The 16,867-nt window shown below is 69.4% G+C and carries 14 protein-coding genes; 5 read left to right on the forward strand and 9 right to left on the reverse strand.

The window, feature by feature from the left end; all coding sequences use genetic code 11:
- The first annotated feature begins 9 nt into the window (after positions 1-9).
- On the forward strand, positions 10-225 hold the full coding sequence (locus FKO37_RS41960; RefSeq protein ID WP_238607968.1) for a cold-shock protein: 216 nt from the start codon (positions 10-12) through the stop codon (positions 223-225).
- Here the strand turns inward: FKO37_RS41960 and FKO37_RS41965 are convergent, their stop codons facing one another.
- The 7 genes from FKO37_RS41965 to FKO37_RS41995 form a co-directional block, all read right to left on the reverse strand.
- Complete coding sequence (locus FKO37_RS41965) at positions 226-1,215, reverse strand: YdcF family protein (protein WP_238607969.1); 990 nt, start codon at positions 1,213-1,215, stop codon at positions 226-228.
- 47 nt (positions 1,216-1,262) lie between these two features.
- Positions 1,263-2,147 (reverse strand): ABC transporter permease, encoded by an 885-nt coding sequence (locus FKO37_RS41970; RefSeq protein WP_037811952.1) that lies wholly within the window; start codon positions 2,145-2,147, stop codon positions 1,263-1,265.
- Positions 2,134-2,910, reverse strand: coding sequence for an ABC transporter ATP-binding protein (locus tag FKO37_RS41975; protein WP_037811954.1), 777 nt, complete (start codon positions 2,908-2,910; stop codon positions 2,134-2,136). The genes FKO37_RS41970 and FKO37_RS41975 overlap by 14 nt, the downstream gene beginning before the upstream one ends.
- 25 nt (positions 2,911-2,935) lie before the next feature.
- On the reverse strand, positions 2,936-3,991 hold the full coding sequence (locus FKO37_RS41980; protein WP_037811955.1) for an ABC transporter substrate-binding protein: 1,056 nt from the start codon (positions 3,989-3,991) through the stop codon (positions 2,936-2,938).
- Positions 3,992-4,105: 114 nt separating this feature from the next.
- Positions 4,106-5,131: an S-adenosylmethionine:tRNA ribosyltransferase-isomerase gene (locus FKO37_RS41985; protein ID WP_238607970.1), complete on the reverse strand. Its 1,026-nt coding sequence runs from the start codon at positions 5,129-5,131 to the stop codon at positions 4,106-4,108.
- Positions 5,128-5,802 carry an SDR family oxidoreductase gene (locus tag FKO37_RS41990; protein ID WP_037811958.1) on the reverse strand — a complete coding sequence of 225 codons (675 nt, stop codon included), beginning with the start codon at positions 5,800-5,802 and terminating at the stop codon, positions 5,128-5,130. The genes FKO37_RS41985 and FKO37_RS41990 overlap by 4 nt, the downstream gene beginning before the upstream one ends.
- Positions 5,803-5,845: 43 nt before the next feature.
- Complete coding sequence (locus FKO37_RS41995; protein WP_238607971.1) at positions 5,846-7,219, reverse strand: cytosine permease; 1,374 nt, start codon at positions 7,217-7,219, stop codon at positions 5,846-5,848.
- Between the two features lie 101 nt (positions 7,220-7,320).
- Between FKO37_RS41995 and FKO37_RS42000 the strand changes: the two genes are divergently transcribed.
- On the forward strand, positions 7,321-8,541 hold the full coding sequence (locus tag FKO37_RS42000) for an MFS transporter (protein ID WP_238607972.1): 1,221 nt from the start codon (positions 7,321-7,323) through the stop codon (positions 8,539-8,541).
- 54 nt (positions 8,542-8,595) lie between these two features.
- Here the strand turns inward: FKO37_RS42000 and FKO37_RS42005 are convergent, their stop codons facing one another.
- A complete protein-coding gene (locus tag FKO37_RS42005; RefSeq protein ID WP_037811964.1) occupies positions 8,596-10,575 on the reverse strand; it encodes a protease pro-enzyme activation domain-containing protein in 1,980 nt (659 codons plus the stop codon).
- 876 nt (positions 10,576-11,451) lie between these two features.
- On the opposite strand from FKO37_RS42005, the gene FKO37_RS42010 reads away from it, so the two are divergent.
- Entirely contained in the window at positions 11,452-14,328 is a 2,877-nt protein-coding gene (locus FKO37_RS42010; protein WP_238607974.1) for a BTAD domain-containing putative transcriptional regulator, read from the forward strand.
- A gap of 52 nt (positions 14,329-14,380) precedes the next feature.
- Entirely contained in the window at positions 14,381-15,169 is a 789-nt protein-coding gene (locus tag FKO37_RS42015) for a hypothetical protein (RefSeq protein ID WP_308196571.1), read from the forward strand.
- A 3-nt stretch (positions 15,170-15,172) separates the two neighbouring features.
- On the opposite strand, the gene FKO37_RS42020 is transcribed toward FKO37_RS42015, so the two are convergent.
- A complete protein-coding gene (locus FKO37_RS42020; protein WP_037811965.1) occupies positions 15,173-15,631 on the reverse strand; it encodes a DUF4396 domain-containing protein in 459 nt (152 codons plus the stop codon).
- A 222-nt stretch (positions 15,632-15,853) separates the two neighbouring features.
- Between FKO37_RS42020 and FKO37_RS42025 the strand changes: the two genes are divergently transcribed.
- The gene (locus FKO37_RS42025; protein WP_238607975.1) at positions 15,854-16,867 is read left to right on the forward strand and encodes an autoinducer 2 ABC transporter substrate-binding protein; all 1,014 of its coding nucleotides are present in this window, start codon (positions 15,854-15,856) and stop codon (positions 16,865-16,867) included.

The raw sequence follows: 16,867 nt of genomic DNA on the forward strand, positions 1-16,867 counted from the left end.
CTGGCCGTCGTGGAACATCTCGGGAAGGTCGTGCGCTGGGAAGTCGACGAGGGCTGGGGCATCCTCGAATCGGCGGCCGTCGACGGGCCGGTCTGGGCGCATTACTCGATGATCGAGGCTGAGGGATTCCGGTTCCTCACCGCGGGCGACCAGGTGCGGTTCACCGTCGAACGGGCCGAGCAGGACGGCTGCCACTGGCGCGCGATCCAGGTGCGCGCCGTCTGATCAGCTCATCAGGTACAGCAAAAACGGCCCCACGCCCAAGAACAGCAACGCCGCCGCGTTCGTCTTCCGGTACTCCAGCAGCAGTGCGACGAACTCCCGCAAGAACGCGCTCGGCACGAAATACGACGCCGTCTTCGCTCCGATCACGTTGAGCCGCAATCCCAGCTGCCGCGCCAGTACCGCGGTCCGGAACACGTGGTAGTTGTTCGTCACCGCCAGAATCGGCCCGGAAAACCCCCGCTGCGCAAGCAAAGCGACGCTGAATCGCAGGTTTTCGCTCGTGGTCGTCGCCCGGTCTTCCAGCACGATCTGCTCCGCCGGGACCTCCGCCGCGAGGAGATACCGCGCCATCGCGTCCGCTTCCGAGGTCAGTTCGTCCGCGCCCTGCCCACCGGACACCACCAGCAACGCGCCCGGTGACCGCTGCTGCACCTGCACCGCGCGGTCGAGCCTGCTGGCCAGCAGCGGCGGCACTCGGTCGCCCTGCAGCCCGGAGCCGAGGACGACTACGGCTCCGGCACTGGCGCGGCGGGTGACCCGGCTGTAGAGAATCGAGTACAGCAGCAGCGCCGTGAACAGGAATGCCAGATAACCGGTCACGAGCAGCACCGCCATCGCGGCCACGCGCAGCAACGGCTGATCGTCGAAGATGAGCGAGCTCACCGCGAGAGCGAACACTGCGAGCAGACCGAGCCCGGCCAGCAGCGACAACAGGTTCGCGAGCCGCCGGCCTTCCCGGCGCAGCATCACGACGCCGTTCGCGATCAGAGCCCACGGCAGTGCCAAAGCACCGAGCCCGCCGACGAGCGCCACCACCACGATGATCGCGACCTGCGCCCATTCGACGTGGTTGAAAAACGACAGCAGCCACAATCCGGTGAAGCCGAGCGCGATCAGGAACCACACCGCGTTGCCGACCCGCCGCGGCTCGCGCGCGAACCGTACGACGAACACGAGCACGGAAGCCAGCGCGAACAGCCCGGAAGTCATGGTCCAGCATTCTGTCTGGCACCCGCGAGCGGCGCTCGGGCAGGTACTCAGAGTGACGCCGTCAGGCCCCGCGCGCGCAGCACCGACCGTTCCAGCGGACGGAACACGATCAGCTCGATCGCCACCCCGACGAACAGAATCAGGAAAATCGCCGCGATCACCTTGGGCATCGAGTTGTACGACGACCCGTCGTTCAAATACGTCCCCAGCCCGACGCCGAGGCTCGGCGAGCGCGCGATCAGTTCCGCGGCCATCAGCGAACGCCACGAGAACGCCCAGCCCTGCTTGAGCCCGGCCAGGAACCCGGGCAGCGCGGCGGGCAGCAGGATGTGCCGGGCCGCGGCGAGGCGGCCGGCACCCATCACCTTGCCGACGCGCGGCAGGATCGGCGGGATCTGGTCGATGCCGGACACGAGGCCGTTCGCGATCGACGGGACCGAGCCCAGCAGCACGACGAAGTAGATCGCCGCGTCGTTGATGCCGAACCAGATCACCGCGGCGGGCACCCACGCCACCGAAGGCAGGCTCTGCAACCCGCTCAGCAGCGGTCCGATCGCGGCGCGCACCACGCGGACCTTCGCCACCAGGATGCCCAGCGGCGTGCCGAGCACGACCCCGGCGGCGAAACCCAAGGCGGCGCGGTGCACGGAGGTCCAGATGAAGCCGAAGACCGAACCGTCGGTGACCGTGCTCCAGAACTCGGCCCAGACGTCCAGCGGCGCGGGCAGCGTGGTCTCCGGCCAGAACGCGGCGGCCCACAGGATCTGCCAGAGGATCACCAGCAGCACGAGCGCGCCGACGGGCGGCAGGAATCCGCGCACGAACCGGCGGCGCAGCGAAGCCGGCCGCGCGCCGGTGGGGGTGTCGAGCCGGTCCAGGCCGGCGCCGACGGCTTCGTCGAGCTCGGGGGCCGCCTGATCAGGCTGCGGCATGGGTGCTGATCACCTTTCGCAGATCGGCCGTGATCTCCTCGGCCAGCAGTTCGGCGTCGGCGGACGGCACGTCGTCCCACTCGCGGACCACGCGGCCCGGACGCGACGACAGCAGCACCACGCGCTGTCCGAGCCGGACGGCTTCGCGCACGTCGTGCGTCACGAACAGCACCGACGTACCGGTGCTGCGCCACACCCGCAGCAACTCGCTCTGCAGCACGTCGCGGGTGATCGCGTCGAGCGCCGCGAACGGTTCGTCCATGAGCAGCAGCGCGTTGCCGTCGTCACCGCCGACGCGGTGGGTCGCGGCCAGCGCACGGGCCAGCGCGACCCGCTGCCGCATCCCGCCCGACAGCTCGTGCGGACGCTTGCGTGCCGCGTCGCTCAGCCGCACCAGGTCCAGCAGCTCAGCGGCCTTTTCCCGACGCTCGGAACGGCCGAAGCCAGCGAGCCGCAGCGGCAGTTCCACGTTCCGGGACGCGGTCAGCCACGGCATCAGCGCGGCCTCCTGGAACATCACCGCGGGCCGTGAGGTGGTGAGAGTGATCTCGCCGGCGGACGGCTGGTCGAGGCCCGCGACGAGGTTCAGCAGCGTGCTCTTGCCGCAGCCGGACGCCCCAAGCAGGCAGACGAACTCGCCCGGTTCGACGGTGAGGTCGACCCCGTCGAGCGCGGTCACGGCGTTGCCGGCGGAGCCGAACACCTTGCCCACGCGGTCGAGGTGGACGGCGGCGGTCACAGGTCGCGCCAGGGTGGTGGTCATCGCGGATCGCCTTCCGGTCGGGACGTCACTTGGCCAGTTCGGGCGCGTTGACGGCGGGCAGCTGCTGCGCCTTGAGCGCCTCGTTGAGCGGGCCGAAGTCGGCGAACCCCTTGAGGTCCACCACCTGGTCGACCACGCCCGCGGTCACCGAGTCCTTGGCCAGCTGCGGGAACTGCGCGGGCACCGGGTCGGCGGTCAGTTCGATGTTCGCGAACGCGCGGTCGAGCACGGCCGGGCTGAGCGAGCTGCCGGACAGCTCCTTGAGCGCTCCGTTGACCACGGTCTTCGCCTCGGCCGGGTTCTTCTTCGCCCAGTCGATCGCCTGCAGCTCGCCCTTCAGCAGCGCGCGCACGGTGTCCGGGTGCTGCTTGAGGAATTCGCTGCGCACGATCGCGACGGTCGTCGGGAACCGGCCTTGCGGCCACAGCGACTTCTCGTCGACCAGCACCTTCGCGCCCGCGTCGGCGATCAGCCGCGACGACCAAGGCTCGGGCAGCCAGCCGCCGTCGACCTCGCCCTTGCGGAACGCGTCGAGCGTCTTCGGGTTGTCCAGGTTGGTCACGTTGACTTGGCCGGTCAGGTGCTTCTCGGCGAGGAACTTCTTGAGCGCGACGTCCTGGGTGTTGGCCAGCTGCGGCGTCGCGATCGTCTTGCCCTTGAGCTGGTCGACCGAGGTGATCCCGGGCTTGACCACCAGCTGCGCGCCGCCGGTGACCGCGCCGGACACCAGCTGGATCGCGCCCTTGGACTTGGTGAAGGCGTTGATCGCCGGCCCGGAGCCGATGAACGCGACGTCGAGCGAACCGCCGAGCAACGCGTTCACTTCGGACGGACCGGCGTTGAACGTCTGTGTCGTGAGCTTGGTGCCGCCGAGGTTCTGCGCGAAGAAGTTCTTCTTGACCCCGATCAGCGCGGGCGTGTGCGTCACGTTCGGGAAGAAGCCGACGCGCACCTCCCCGGCGGCGCCCTGGTTGGTCGCGGCCTCGGTGCGGTCCGCGCGGGTGCACCCGGCGAGCGCCCCGAGCACCGTCACAGCGGCGAGTGCGGAAGCGAGCAATCGGGTTCGCGGAAATGTACGCACAAATGGCCCTTTCGCGGTCAGCGGAACGGGGCGAGAATGACACGTTCACCCGCGAGACTGCATATGCATCCGCATCCCGGGAAATTGTGCGGGATTACTTGACAGGCCTGGGCCTCACCTGCTTGTCAGGAGCGAGACATCGCCGAACTCGTGCCACAGATACTCCCGTCGCACCGCCGCGTCGTAAGCCCGTTGCACCAGCTCCGGACCCACCACCGCTTCGAGAAGCAGCAGGTGGGAAGCCTCCGGCGCGTGCAGGCCGGTGAGCAAACCGTCGACCGCGCGCGCCGGCCGGTCCGGGCCGAGAACCAGTTCGGTCCAGCCCGCCGCCGCGGTGACGAGTCCGCCGGGATTCGCGGCGGATTCGATCGCGCGCACCGCCGTTGTCCCTACTGCGATAACGCGTCCACCCTGGTCACGCACCCAATTGACCAACGCCGCAGTCGTGGCCGGAACGCGAAATCGCTCACCGTACGGCGGTTCCCCGGCTTCCGGCGACGAGACGCCGGTGTGCAACAAGATCGGTGCGAACAGCACACCGCGCGAGACGAGTTGTGTGACCAATTCCGCAGTGAACGGCCGCGCCGCGCTCGGCATCTCCGCCGAACCCGGATCGAGCGCGAACACCGTCTGGTAATTCGGCAACGGCCACGCGCGCGGCACATAGCCGTAGCGGATCGGCCGCCCGACCTTCGTGAGATACCGCGGGACCTCGCCTTCTACTTCGATCTTCGCGCGCCACAATCGTTGCGCCCCGGCGACGTGCGGCTCGCGCAAGGTGACGACGGCGCCGGCGGGCAGCCTGAGCCGCTCCCCCGCGCGTCCGTCGAGGAGCGGGCCGCCGGGAGCGCGAAGCTCGACCACCCAGGTGCCGTCATCCAGCTCGGTGGAGAAATGGACGGTGATGACGTGGTCGTCCCGGACAGCGTCGACCGCGGCGGCCAGCGTGCCGGAAGTGTTGACCAACAGCAGATCGCCGGGATTCAAGAACGCTGCCAGATCACGGAAAACGGCATGCTGCACGCCTTCCGGACCGGCAGCGAGCAGCCGCACTTCGTCCCGGGCGAGGCCGCGCGCTTCGGGCGGCGCGGACGCGCTGCGGTCCTCGGCCAGGTCGAACCGGGTGCGCGGTGCGGTCATGACTGCACCTGCAGATCCGCGGCCCGGAAGCGGCCGCTCGCCGGACGTTCCTCCAGCAGTCGCAGGAAAGCCGGTACCGCGGTCTCCGGCAACGGCCGGTCCGAGATGTCCTCGCCGGGGAATGCGGCCTGGTGCATGGCGGTGCGCAGATCCCCGGGATCGACGGCATACACCGCGATATCCGGGTTTTCCACGCCCAGCACCGCGCTCACGTGGTCCAACGCGGCCTTCGCCGAACCGTAGCCGCCCCAGCCCTCGTACGCCTCCACGGCGGCGTCGGAGCTGATGTTCACCAGAACTCCCTTTGCCGCGGCGAGCGCGGGCAACAGCAGCCGGGCGAGCGCGAGCGGCGCGAAAACGTTGGTGCGGAAGACAGTTTCCAGCTCGTCCGGCGGGTACTCGGCCAGCGGCGGCAGCGGGCTGACGCCGAGCGTGCTGGCGTTGTTGACGAGCAGATCGAGCCGGGGTCCGACGGCTTCGGCGAGCTGGACGCGGTGCGCGGGATCGGTGACGTCGCCGGGCACCGGGGTGAACCCGAGGTCCGCGGCGGCCGCGCGCAGCGTCCCCGGGTCGCGTCCGGTGCCCAGCACTGTCCAATCGCGACGGACGAGAGCCGAGGCGAGCGCCCGGCCCAGACCGGCGGAAGCGCCGGTGACAACAGCTACTGGCATGGTCCCTCCAGAAGTAGGCACCTGCCAGCGTGCGACCTCTACCTTACTGGAGGTCAACCGGTCGGCGGCCGCGCAGCGCCAGATACGCCACGAGCGAAACCACGAACCCGGCGTAGTAGGCCAGATCCGCCCCGTGCAGCGCCGCGGCGACCGGTCCGGTGTAGACAGTCGTGTTCATGAACGGCACCGCCGCCGCGAAGCCCACCACGAACGCCACCAGCGCGGCCCAGCTGCGAACCGGTCGGCGCAGCTCAGCCAGCACGTCGACCTCGCGGCCGCGACGCGTGCGCCGCAGCCAGTCCGGCACGACGACACCGAGGAACGGCGGGATCCAGTAACTCACCACCAGCAGCACATTCTGGAATTTCGCCGCCAGATCACCGCTGTGCATCCAGAGGATCAACGCGAACGCCAGCACCGTCACGACCACCGCGGACACCGGACGCCGCACCCGCACGCCGACAGTTTGCAACGCGAGCGAGCCGCTGTAGTCGTTCATCGCGTTGGACGACACCGCCGCCAGCGCGATCACCAGCAGCGCCACCGCACCCAGCACGCCGCCGCCGAGCAGCGTCGACACCCCGGCGGCGGTCTGGTCGCCCAATGCCGTGCCGAGGGCGAGACCGATGCCCTCGCCGATCGCGTACGACGCGGTCAGTCCGAGCAGCGTGTACCAAAAGACGCCGCTCGACCGGGTCGTGGCGGGCAGGTAACGGCTGAAATCCGACGCATAAGGAGCCCACGAAATAGCGAGGCTGAGCGTAATGGTGGAAAACAGCACGACGGCTCCGGCGAAATCGCCGCCCGTCGCGGAATCGGCGAACGTGATCGGGTGATCAAGCACCACCTTTACCGCGAGCGCGACAAATGCGACAACCAGCACCACACTCATCACGGCCTGGACCCGGTGGATCACCGCGTAGCCGAACACGCCGAGCGTGCACTGCAACACCAGCACCACCAGCACCGCCGCCCAGAACGGCAGCCCGGTCAGCTGCGCCAGCGCCTCGCCGCCGAACAGCCCGACCAGCGCGTCCCACGCGATCGAGCCGAGCCATTGCACCAGGCCGGGCAGCACGACGCCGCGGCCGAAGGGGAGCCGCGCGAGCGGCAGCTGCCCGGTTCCGGTGCGCGGACCCCAGGTGGACAGCCACGCGACCGGCAGCGAACCGAGCACGGTGCCGATCAGCGCGATGACGAACCCGGTGGTGAAACCGAGCCCGAGCGTCGCGCCGAGGGTGCCGGTGAAGACGGCGGTCATGGTGAGATTCGGGGCGAACCACACGCCCGCGAGCCGCCACGGCCGCCCGAACCGGTTCGCGTGCGGGATCGGGGTGATTCCGTGCGTTTCGATCGCGAAATCCCCTGCTCCAGACGGCATTCGGCCCCCGAAGACCTCGGCGTCGATCCCGCTCATTTCGTGCCCTTTCTCCCGGCTGACCCGTGAGTCTGAACCGGAGTACCCGGCCGCGCCAATACTCTGTGGCGTTCCCGACCCGTTCTCGACAAGATCGCGGGGTGGGGGAAAGACCGCGCACTCCGCTGCGCCATCGCGCATTCGCTGTTTTCTACACCGGACGACTGGTCTCGCTGCTGGGCAGCGCCATGACCCCGGTCGCGCTGGCGTTCGCGGTGCTGGGCAGCAGCCGGAGCCCGACCGACCTCGGCGTCGTGCTCGCCGCCGGGATAGTGCCGCGGCTCGCGTTCCTGCTCGTCGGCGGCGCGGTCGGCGACCGGTTCCCGCGCAACCGGGTGCTGCGGCTGTCGAACCTCGGCGCGGGCGCGGCGCAGCTGGTCGCCGCGGCCATCCTGCTCACCGGCAATTACTCGCTGGCCGCCCTCGCCGGCACCGAGTTCCTCGGCGGGGTCTGCACCGCGTTCACCACGCCGGTGCTGCGCGGGATCGTGCCGCAGATCGTCCCGGCGGAATCGCTGCGCCAGGCGAACTCGCTGCTGGCCACCGGGCGGAACCTCACCAAGGTGGCCGGCCCGGCCGTCGCCGGGATCCTGGTCGGCACGGTCGGCGGTGGCTGGGCGATCGCCGCCGACGGGGTGTCGTTCGTGCTCGCCGCCTTGCTCTACCAGGCGATCACGCTGCCCCCGGCGGAGCACTCCGGGCCGGACAGCGTCTTGCACAGCGTGCGAACCGGCTGGCGGCAGTTCTGGCGGATCCCGTGGCTGTGGCGGGTGGTCAGCGCCTTCACCGTCTACAACATCGTGTTCACCGGCGGCTGGCTGGTGCTCGGGCCGGGAATCGCGCAGGGCACGATCGGCGCGGCCGGCTGGGGTGTGGTGCTGAGCGTGCGCGCGGTGGGCGCACTGCTGTCGGGGCTGGTGATGTACCGGCTCGCGCCGCGACGGCTGCTGCCGCTGGGGCTGGCGAGTGCCGCCCTGACCGTGCTGCCGCTGATCGCGCTCGGCGTGCACGCGGGGTTCGCGGTGCTGGCGGGGTCGACCTTCGTCGCCGGGTTCTGCGCGGGCGTCATGGGCGTCGCCTGGGACACGACGATGCAGGAGAACATCCCCGGGCATCTGCTGTCGCGGATGGCCGCCTTCGACGATTTCGGTTCCTACGCGGGCATCCCCATCGGCGAACTGCTGGCCGGACCGCTCGGGGCGGCGTTCGGCGCGCCGCAGGTGGTGCTGGTCGGCGGGATCGTCATCGCCGTCGCCGCGCTGTCCCCGCTGCGCTCGCCCGCGGTCCGCGCGCTGCGGCATCCGCCGGTCCGCGTGCCGTGAACGCAAGGAAGGGCCTGCCAGGCAATCCCGGCAGGCCCTTCCTTCACCCCTCGGTCACACCAGCAACAGGAACGCCACTCCGTTGGGCGAGCCGAGGCCCGTCACGTCGTCGTAGCCCTTGGTCGTGTGGATCGTCAGGTTCGGGTAGTCGAGCACCCGGGCGGAGGTCTTCAGCCCCTCCGTGGCGTCGACCCCGTTGGCGAAGTCCACGCGCTGCACCGCGCCGTCGACGTGCTGCACGTCGTGGATCGCCGACGTGCGCGACGTCAGCTGGTACAGCACCGGGTTGATGAACCCGTGGTGGTAGTGGTCGAGGCTGTCGGCCACCGCCATCACGCCCGCGAACACCGGCGACGCGAGGCTCGTGCCGCCGATCCGGTACTGGTCGTAGTAGACGCCGTCCGGGAAGGTCTGCGTCTGGCCGACCAGGAAGCCGGTGTTGGGGTCGGCGATCGCGGAGATGTCCGGGACGACCCGGCCCTTCGCGCCGCCGGTCTGGTTCTTCGTGGACAGCGCGTCCGGCACGATTCCCTTCTGGTAGAAGGGCTGGCCGAACAGCCGGCTGGTGCCGCCGCCCGCGCCGCCGTTGAACGCGCCCGGGAACGCCGGGGCGTACGTGCCGTCGGTCAGCGTCGACTTGCCGGTCTCCCAGCCGGTTTCGAAGATCCGCTTGCCGTCCTTGCCGACCGCCAGCGACGTGCCGCCGACCGCGGTCACCCACGGAGCCGAGGCGGAGAAGTCCGGCGACGGCGTGCCGAGGCGCGCGACCTCGTCGCCGTTGTCGCCGGAGGAGAAGTACACGCCGATGCCCTCGAGCACCGCCTGCAGCGAGATGTGGTTGAACACCTTGACCTCGGCGGCCGGGATGTCCTCGCCGGTGTCGCCGTAGGAGTTGGAGATGATGTCGGCCTTGTGGCCCGCGACGACGTAGTTCAGCGCGGTGTCGAGCGAGAGGTCCTCGCAGTCCTGCCCGCCGACGTACAGGATGTTCGCGCCCGGCGCGAGCCCGTGCGCGGCCTCGACGTCCAGGGTTTCCTCGCCGTACCAGCCGGAAGCGTCGCACTGGTCCGGCGGCTCGAGCACCGGGTTCGGCGGGAAGATGTGCTGCTTGAACTGCTGCTGGGTGAGCGGGTGCGCCGGGTCGTTGCGCTTGGCGTACTCCGAGGCGTCGGCGTAGATCGTCGGCGACGCGAAGGCGTCCACGATGGCGATCGTGGTGCCGCGGCCGTCCGCACCGAACTTCGCGACCTGGTCCAGCCCGTACGCCGAACGCAACTGCGCGGGCGTGTAGCCGCACGGCGCGTACGGAAGCTGCTTGCCGTTGTACGCCGGGTCAGTCGTGTCGGTCTTCTCGCCGTAGTAGGCGCTGCACGGACCCGAATTGCGGAACCCGTTGCTTGGCGGCGCGGTCGACGGGCTGGCCTGCGCCCGGGACTGCTTCTTCGCGGTCGGGTCCGCACCGTCGGTGTGGTCCGGCTTGAAGAGGTTCGTCGCCTGGTCGACGCCGACGACGCCGAGCACGTCGTTCGCCAGCGAAGCCGGAACGGACAGGTCCTTGTCCGCCGCCCGCAACGTCTGCCCCTTGACCTGGTACTTGCCCAGGGTCACGGCGAACGCGCGCTGGACCTGATCGGCGGTACCGGTCGCCTCGACGTACGCCCGGTTGGACGGCACCTCGCCGATGCCGAATCCGCTTGCGGACAGCCAGTTCTTCACGGCGGACACGGTCTGGTCGGTAGCCGCGAACCGGTCCCGCACCTGGTCCGGCGACAGGTAATGCCGGTAGTTGCGACTGTTCGGATCGGACACCGACTGAGCGGCGGCCTCTGCCGCGCCCTGGTCCTTGAGGTTCAAGTAAACCCGAAAGTCCATAGTGGACGACCCAGCCGTGTCGGCCACCTTGGACTGCGGATTGGCCCAAACCGGGTGCGATTGCGGAATGTCCGCCCGCCCCTGAGCCGACGCCACGGCAGGCGAAGCGGCTAAACCGCCCACCACCGCAAGCGAAAGAAACATGGTGACGCTTCTACGCACAGCAACTCCCTCGTGTTGCGCGGCCCCTCGACCCCCGCCTGCCGCCGGAACGAGATTAGGACTGCCCGGCCCGCCAGGGAAGCGTCCGGCTCCCCGGTGCGGAACCGTTATCTGCTCCCCTCATCGCGACCAAAGGGACAACTGCGACCAAAGTCCGTTTCATCCGCACTGTCCACAGCGGAATGTCCAGAAATCAGAAGAATGCCCGTTCCCCCACAACCCTCTCCCAGCACTAGACGGCCAGCAACACCACCTACGAAGGTCGCACAATCCCATTCAGCAACACCAGAACCTCACCCATCTGCCGAGCGCATCGCCCAAGCCGCCATGAGGGCCACCCACATTGACTCTGATTCCGTGAGGGTTCCCCTCACGACCCACGACCAGCCCACCCCCACCCGCGATGCACCCAATGCCGCATTGGGTGCATCCCACGCACCGAACGCCACATTGGGTGCGTCCCACGCACCCAATGCCACATTGGGGCGCTAGCCCCACCCCCAACCAACCCGCACCGATGCACCCAACGAGCGAGGCACCCAGCCCCTCCCCCGCACCCCGATACGAAGCCTCCCTGCGGTCTGGGGGTGCTTGTCAAGGCATCTTTCCCGCCTTGACAAGCACCCCCAGACCGTCAGCACAATCAACCTTCGGGGTGCCCCACGCAACCACTCCGGGCGCAATGTCGCCGCCAGGCGACGAGCCGCCCGCGGCCCGCACATGAAAACAATTCACCCCACCCCCAGCCGAACACCAAGCAACATCCACCCCCGATATCACCCCATATGGGGTATTCCTCCCCCAGTGGATCTAGGCAACCGCCCCAAACGCTCCTAGCATGCCGACCATGGGGACCTTGCCGCCAAGGCGGGTAAATTGATTTCGCTGACCTTCCGGATCCTGGGGCCGCTGGAGGTCATCGCCGAGGGCCGGGCCGTACCGCTGGGCGGCCCGAAGCCCCGTCTGCTGCTGGCCGCGCTGGCCCTCCAGCCCAACATCGTCGTGTCCACCGAAGCCCTGGTCGAAGTCCTCTGGCCGACCACCGCCCCCCGCTCCGCGGCCGCCAACATCCGCACCTACGTCCACTCCCTGCGCAGACGCCTGGCGGAAACCTCCCCCGACCTCGCCGACCGCATCACCAGCCGAGCGTCGGGCTACCTCCTCACCGTCGAAGAAGACGAGCTCGACCACCTCGTCTTCACCCGCCTCGCCACCCAAGCCTGGGAATCCCAAGACGACCCGGAAACCGCACTGGCCCTGCTGGACCAAGCCCACTCCCTCTGGCGCGGCGAAGTACTGGAAGGCCTCCCCCACGACCCCACCTGGGGCCCGACCGTCGCGCGTCTGGACGAACTGCGCCTGGCAGTGCAGGAACAACGCCTGCGCGCCCGCCTGGATCTGGGTCGTCACAACGAAGTCATCGCCGAACTCCGCGCTCTCGTCACCGAACACCCGCTGCGCGAAGAACTCTGGCACCACCTCATCACCGCCCTTCGCGACGCAGGCCGCACCACCGAAGCCGCGGAAGCGTACGAACTGGTCGAACAAACCCTCGCCGACGAACTGTCCGCGAGCCCCGGCGCCGCACTCCGCGAACTCCGCACCACCCTCGAAGTCCCCTGCGCCAAAATCCCGCCGATCTGCCAACTCCCCTTGGATCTGCCCGATTTCACCGGCCGCGGCGAAGTCATCGAGCACCTGGTCGCGAAACTCCGCCACCACGCCGAAGCGGAACGCCCCACGATCGTCGTCCTCTCCGGCGCACCCGGCATCGGCAAATCCTCAATCGCCGTACGGGTAGCGCACGCCGTCCGCACCGTTTTCCCGGACGGACAGTTGCATGTGGACCTCGCCGGAACCTCGTCGTCGCCGCGCTCGCCCATGAGCGTCCTTGCCGAACTCCTGCGCGCCCTGGGCATCCCCGACTCCGGCCTCCCCCGGGACCTGGCCGAACGCTCCGCGCTTCTGCGTTCCCAGCTCGCCGGCCGCCGGATGTGCATCGTCCTCGACGACGCGGGCAGCGCCGCCCAGGTACGCCCGCTGCTCCCCGGCGCGGGCGCGTCCGCAGTGCTGGTCACCAGCCGGATCCGCCTGCCCGACCTCGCCGGCGCGATGCCGGTGGACGTCGATCTCCTGCCCGAGCCGGAAGCCGCGCGGCTGCTGGAAGGCATCGTCGGCCATGAACGAGTAGCCGCCGAACCCGAAGACGCCGCGGCGATCCTGCGCCAATGCGGACATCTGCCCCTGGCGATCCGGGTAGCCGGAGCCAAACTCACTCACCGGCCGACTTGGTCTTTGCGCATCCTCGCCGACCGCCTCCACGACGAGCACCGCCGCCTGGACGAGCTGCGCGTCGGCGATCTGGCCGTCCGGGCGAGCGTGACCCTGAGCTACGACCTCCTGCCGATGTCCGCCGCCGCGGCCTTCCGCCGTTTGGGCGCGCTGGGCCCGGTGCAATTCCCCGCCTGGGCAGTCGCCGCGGTCCTGGGCCGCCCGTCCGCCGACGACGTCCTCGACGTGCTCGTCGACGCACACCTGGTGGAACTAGTCGCCACCGACGTCGCGGGACAGCCGCGCTACCGCCTGCACGACCTCCTGCGCGTCTACGCCGCGGAACTGGCCGAGCCCGGCGAAACCCGCGCCGCGATCGGCCGCGTGCTCAAGGGATATCTAGCGCTGGCAGTAGAAGCCGCCGAACGCATGCCGATCCATTTCTTCGGCCAGTACCACGACGACACCGACTTGCCCCTGCCGCCGGAAGCCGATCGTCTGCTGACCGACCCCGCCGCCTGGTTCGCCGCCGAACGCGCCACCTGCGTCGGCGCCGTCGCGCTTGCCGCCGAACGCGGGTTCGACGACCTGACCTGGCGGCTCACCGTGGCCCTTACGCCGTACTTCGACCTCCGCGGCCATCAAGACGACTGGCACGCCACCCACCTGATCGCGCTGGAAGCGGCGCGCCGGGCGGGCGCGATCCGCGGCGAGGCAGTCGTCCAGCGCAACCTCGGCCAAGTCCTGCTGTACCAAGACAACGACGCGGACGCGATGGTCGCCTTCGAGGCAGCACGCGAGCTGTACCAACGGATCGGCGACCAGCAAGGACTCGGCGAGGCGTACGCCGGTCTCGGCACCGTGCTGCGGATGCAAGGCAAAACCGACCGCGCGCTCGAACCGTGCCACGAAGCGCTCCGGCTGTTCGGCGAGGCGGGCGATCCGCACGGCGAAGCCGTGATCCGGATCGCGATCGGCTCGATCTGGGTCGCGCGCAAGTGCTACGCGACTGCACGCCGCTGGTACACCGACGCGCTCGAGCTGTCCTGCGAAATCGGCGACCGGCACCGGGAAGCCCATGCGCTGCAACGGCTCGGGCTCCTGAACCAGCGCGAGGGCAATCTCGCCGAAGCCCGCGAACACGTCACGCGCGCCATCGCCGTGTTCACCGATCTCGGCGACGACCACTGCGTCGGCTACGCGAACCAGAACCTGGGCGCACTGTGCCTGTACAGCGGCGATCTCGCGCACGCGCAACTGCTGCTGGTGAACTCGCTGAGCGTGCACCGCCGCAACGGCGACCGCCGGTCCGAGGCCGAGGTGTCCCAGCTCCTCGGCGAACTCCACTCCGCGCTCAGCCAGCCGGAACGGTCCCGCAGCTACGCCGAACGCGCGCGGGCCATCCGGCGCGAACTGTCCGCCGACACCCCGGTCGACGACCAGCCCCGCAAGACCGGACCGCACCGGATCGTGTCCGCCTGACGCGCGGGCCTGGTTGCGCGGCCAAACCCGCGCGCCGGGCCACGATGCGCAGATGAACACCAGGAAAGCGGCTGGTCACGTCCTTCTCGCGGTGGCGGTTATCGCTTTGTCGACTCCGACTCCCGCTGGCGCCAAACCCAAGCACGGCAGGAGAGCGCTGGAAAGACCGCTGACCTACCGTCTCTACGCGACCCGCGAAGGGCTCGTCGGCGGCACCACTTCGAGCGGGCACCGGATCACCGAACGGGACCATTTCGTCGCACTCCCGTCCACGAAAACGGTGTCCTCGAAGGGAAGGGGGACTTTCACCGTCCGGGTCTGCCGCACCGACGGCACCCGCTGCGAGTACGCGCCGGTGTGGGATGTCGGGCCGTGGAACGAACACGACGATTACTGGAACCCCGCCGACCGGCGCGCGACGTTCGGTTCGCTGCCGCAAGGCGTGCCGGAAGCGCAAGCGGCGTACCAAGACGGGTTCAACGGCGGCAAGGACGAACGCGGCCGCACCGTGCGCAATCCAGCCGGTCTCGACCTGGCCGACGGCACGTTCTGGGACGGTCTCGGCCTCAAAGGCAGCAGCTACGTGGACGTCACTTTCCTGTGGACCGGCAGCGCTCCGGCCACCGGCGTGGTGACCGGCGGCGCCCCGCTGGTCGTGCGCACGTCCGCGAGCAACGACGCGCCCTCGGCCGGCTTGGCCGCCGACTCCGCGCAGGTGCCGATCGAGTGTTCCGTGCAAGGCGATCCGGTGGACGGAACCACGCGCTGGAACCGGATCGGCCCCGGGCACTATGTGTCCGGGGCTTACCTCCGAGCCGACGCGGCCGTGCCGTCCTGCTGAGGCTCAGTGCTGGTGGTGGGCATGCACGACGGCGTGCCCGCGACCGCGGCCGATCATCCACTTGTTGACCGGAACCGTGACCACGAAAGCGATCGCGAGCGACAACGCCAGCGACAGCCAGAACAAGCCGCTCGACAATCCCGCGTCCATCGCGCCCGGGATCGCCACGACCACGGTGTTGTCGATGACCTCCATGACCGCGATCGACACCGTGTCGGCGGCGAGCGCGACCTTGAAGGCGGCACCGAGCGCAAGGCCCGACTTGAGCACGCCGCGCATGGTGAGCGCGTAGCCGAAGACGAACGCCAGCACGATGGACAGCACCACAGTGGCCGCGTTGTGCAGGCCGAGCGCGGTGCCGAGAACCATGCCGAGCACTTCGCCGATGGCACAACCGGTGAGGCAGTGCAGCGTCGCCTGGGCGGCGGTGGACCAAGACGCTCCGTGCTGGTGTTCGTTCATGCTGGCGACTATACCCCTTGGGGGTATCGAGAACGCAAGGTCGCCCGATGTGATGACTGTCGCCCGGCACCGCCGCGCCAACCAGCCGACGGGCGGAGGCGAGGCTGCGCCGTCCGGCGGTTGAACTCGCTTGCGTAACCGTTTGGTCGCGTTCGGTTGACCCCCTGCCGTCACTGGCCCTACCTTCGGCTGCCAGGTCACATAGCCGGGGAACGGTGGGGGATGCGAGGGCGGACCAAAACGCTCGTGCTGGGTGCGGCGCTCGTGGCGACCGCGGCGGCGATGGCGGCCAGTTGCTCGCCGGTTCTGTCGGACTCGCCCCCGGAGCAGGCGAAAATCGCCTTCGTGCCGAAAATCGGCGGCATCCCGTACTTCGACGCGATGAACGCCGGCGGCATGGCGGCCGCCAACCGGCTCGGCGCGAAGTGGCTCCTCCGCGCCCCGGCGTCAGTCGATCCGGCCGCGCAGACGGCGATCCTGCGCCAGCTCATCGCCGAACGCGTGGACGTCATCGCGGTCGCCCCGAACGATCCGGCGCAGCTGGCCCCGACGATCGCGGAGGCGCGCGCGAAGGGCATTCACGTGCTCACCACCGACACCGACGCCGCCGGCTCCCAGCGCGAGGTCTTCGTGAACCAGACGACGGCCGACGGCATCGGTTCGGCGCTGGTCGACTCGCTGATGAAGAAAACCGGCGGCACTGGCGAGTACGCCATCGTCTCGTGCGGGCGCGCCGCGGCGAACCTCAACTCGTGGATCGAAGCCGAGAAAACGTATGCGGCGCAACGCTATCCGCAGGCGAAGCTGGTCGAGACGGTGTATGCCGACGAGGACACCACCACCGCCACGAAGCTGGCGAAGGAGATCCTCAACCGGCATCCGAAGCTCACCGGCATGATCGGCCAATGCACCACGGCGACGCCCGGCATCGCGCGAGCGGTGCGTGATCAGCAGAAGATCGGCCAGGTCTTCACCGTCGGCACGGGCACGCCGCAGACGATGAAGCCCTACCTGGTCGACGGTTCCTGCTCCATGACGGTGCTGTGGAACGTCGAATCCCTCGGCTACCTCACCGCCTGGACCGCCGAGCAGCTCGCGACCGGCGCCCCGCTCCGGCCCAAGAACAACGTGAGCCCGGAACTCCCCGCGGTGCGCTACGACGCGGCCACTCAGACGGTCCTGCTCGGCGATCCCCTGCTGATCACGCAGAACAACGTGGATCAGTTCAAGTACTGA

The organism is Amycolatopsis sp. Poz14, from assembly GCF_006704225.1.
Lineage (GTDB): Bacteria > Actinomycetota > Actinomycetes > Mycobacteriales > Pseudonocardiaceae > Amycolatopsis > Amycolatopsis nivea.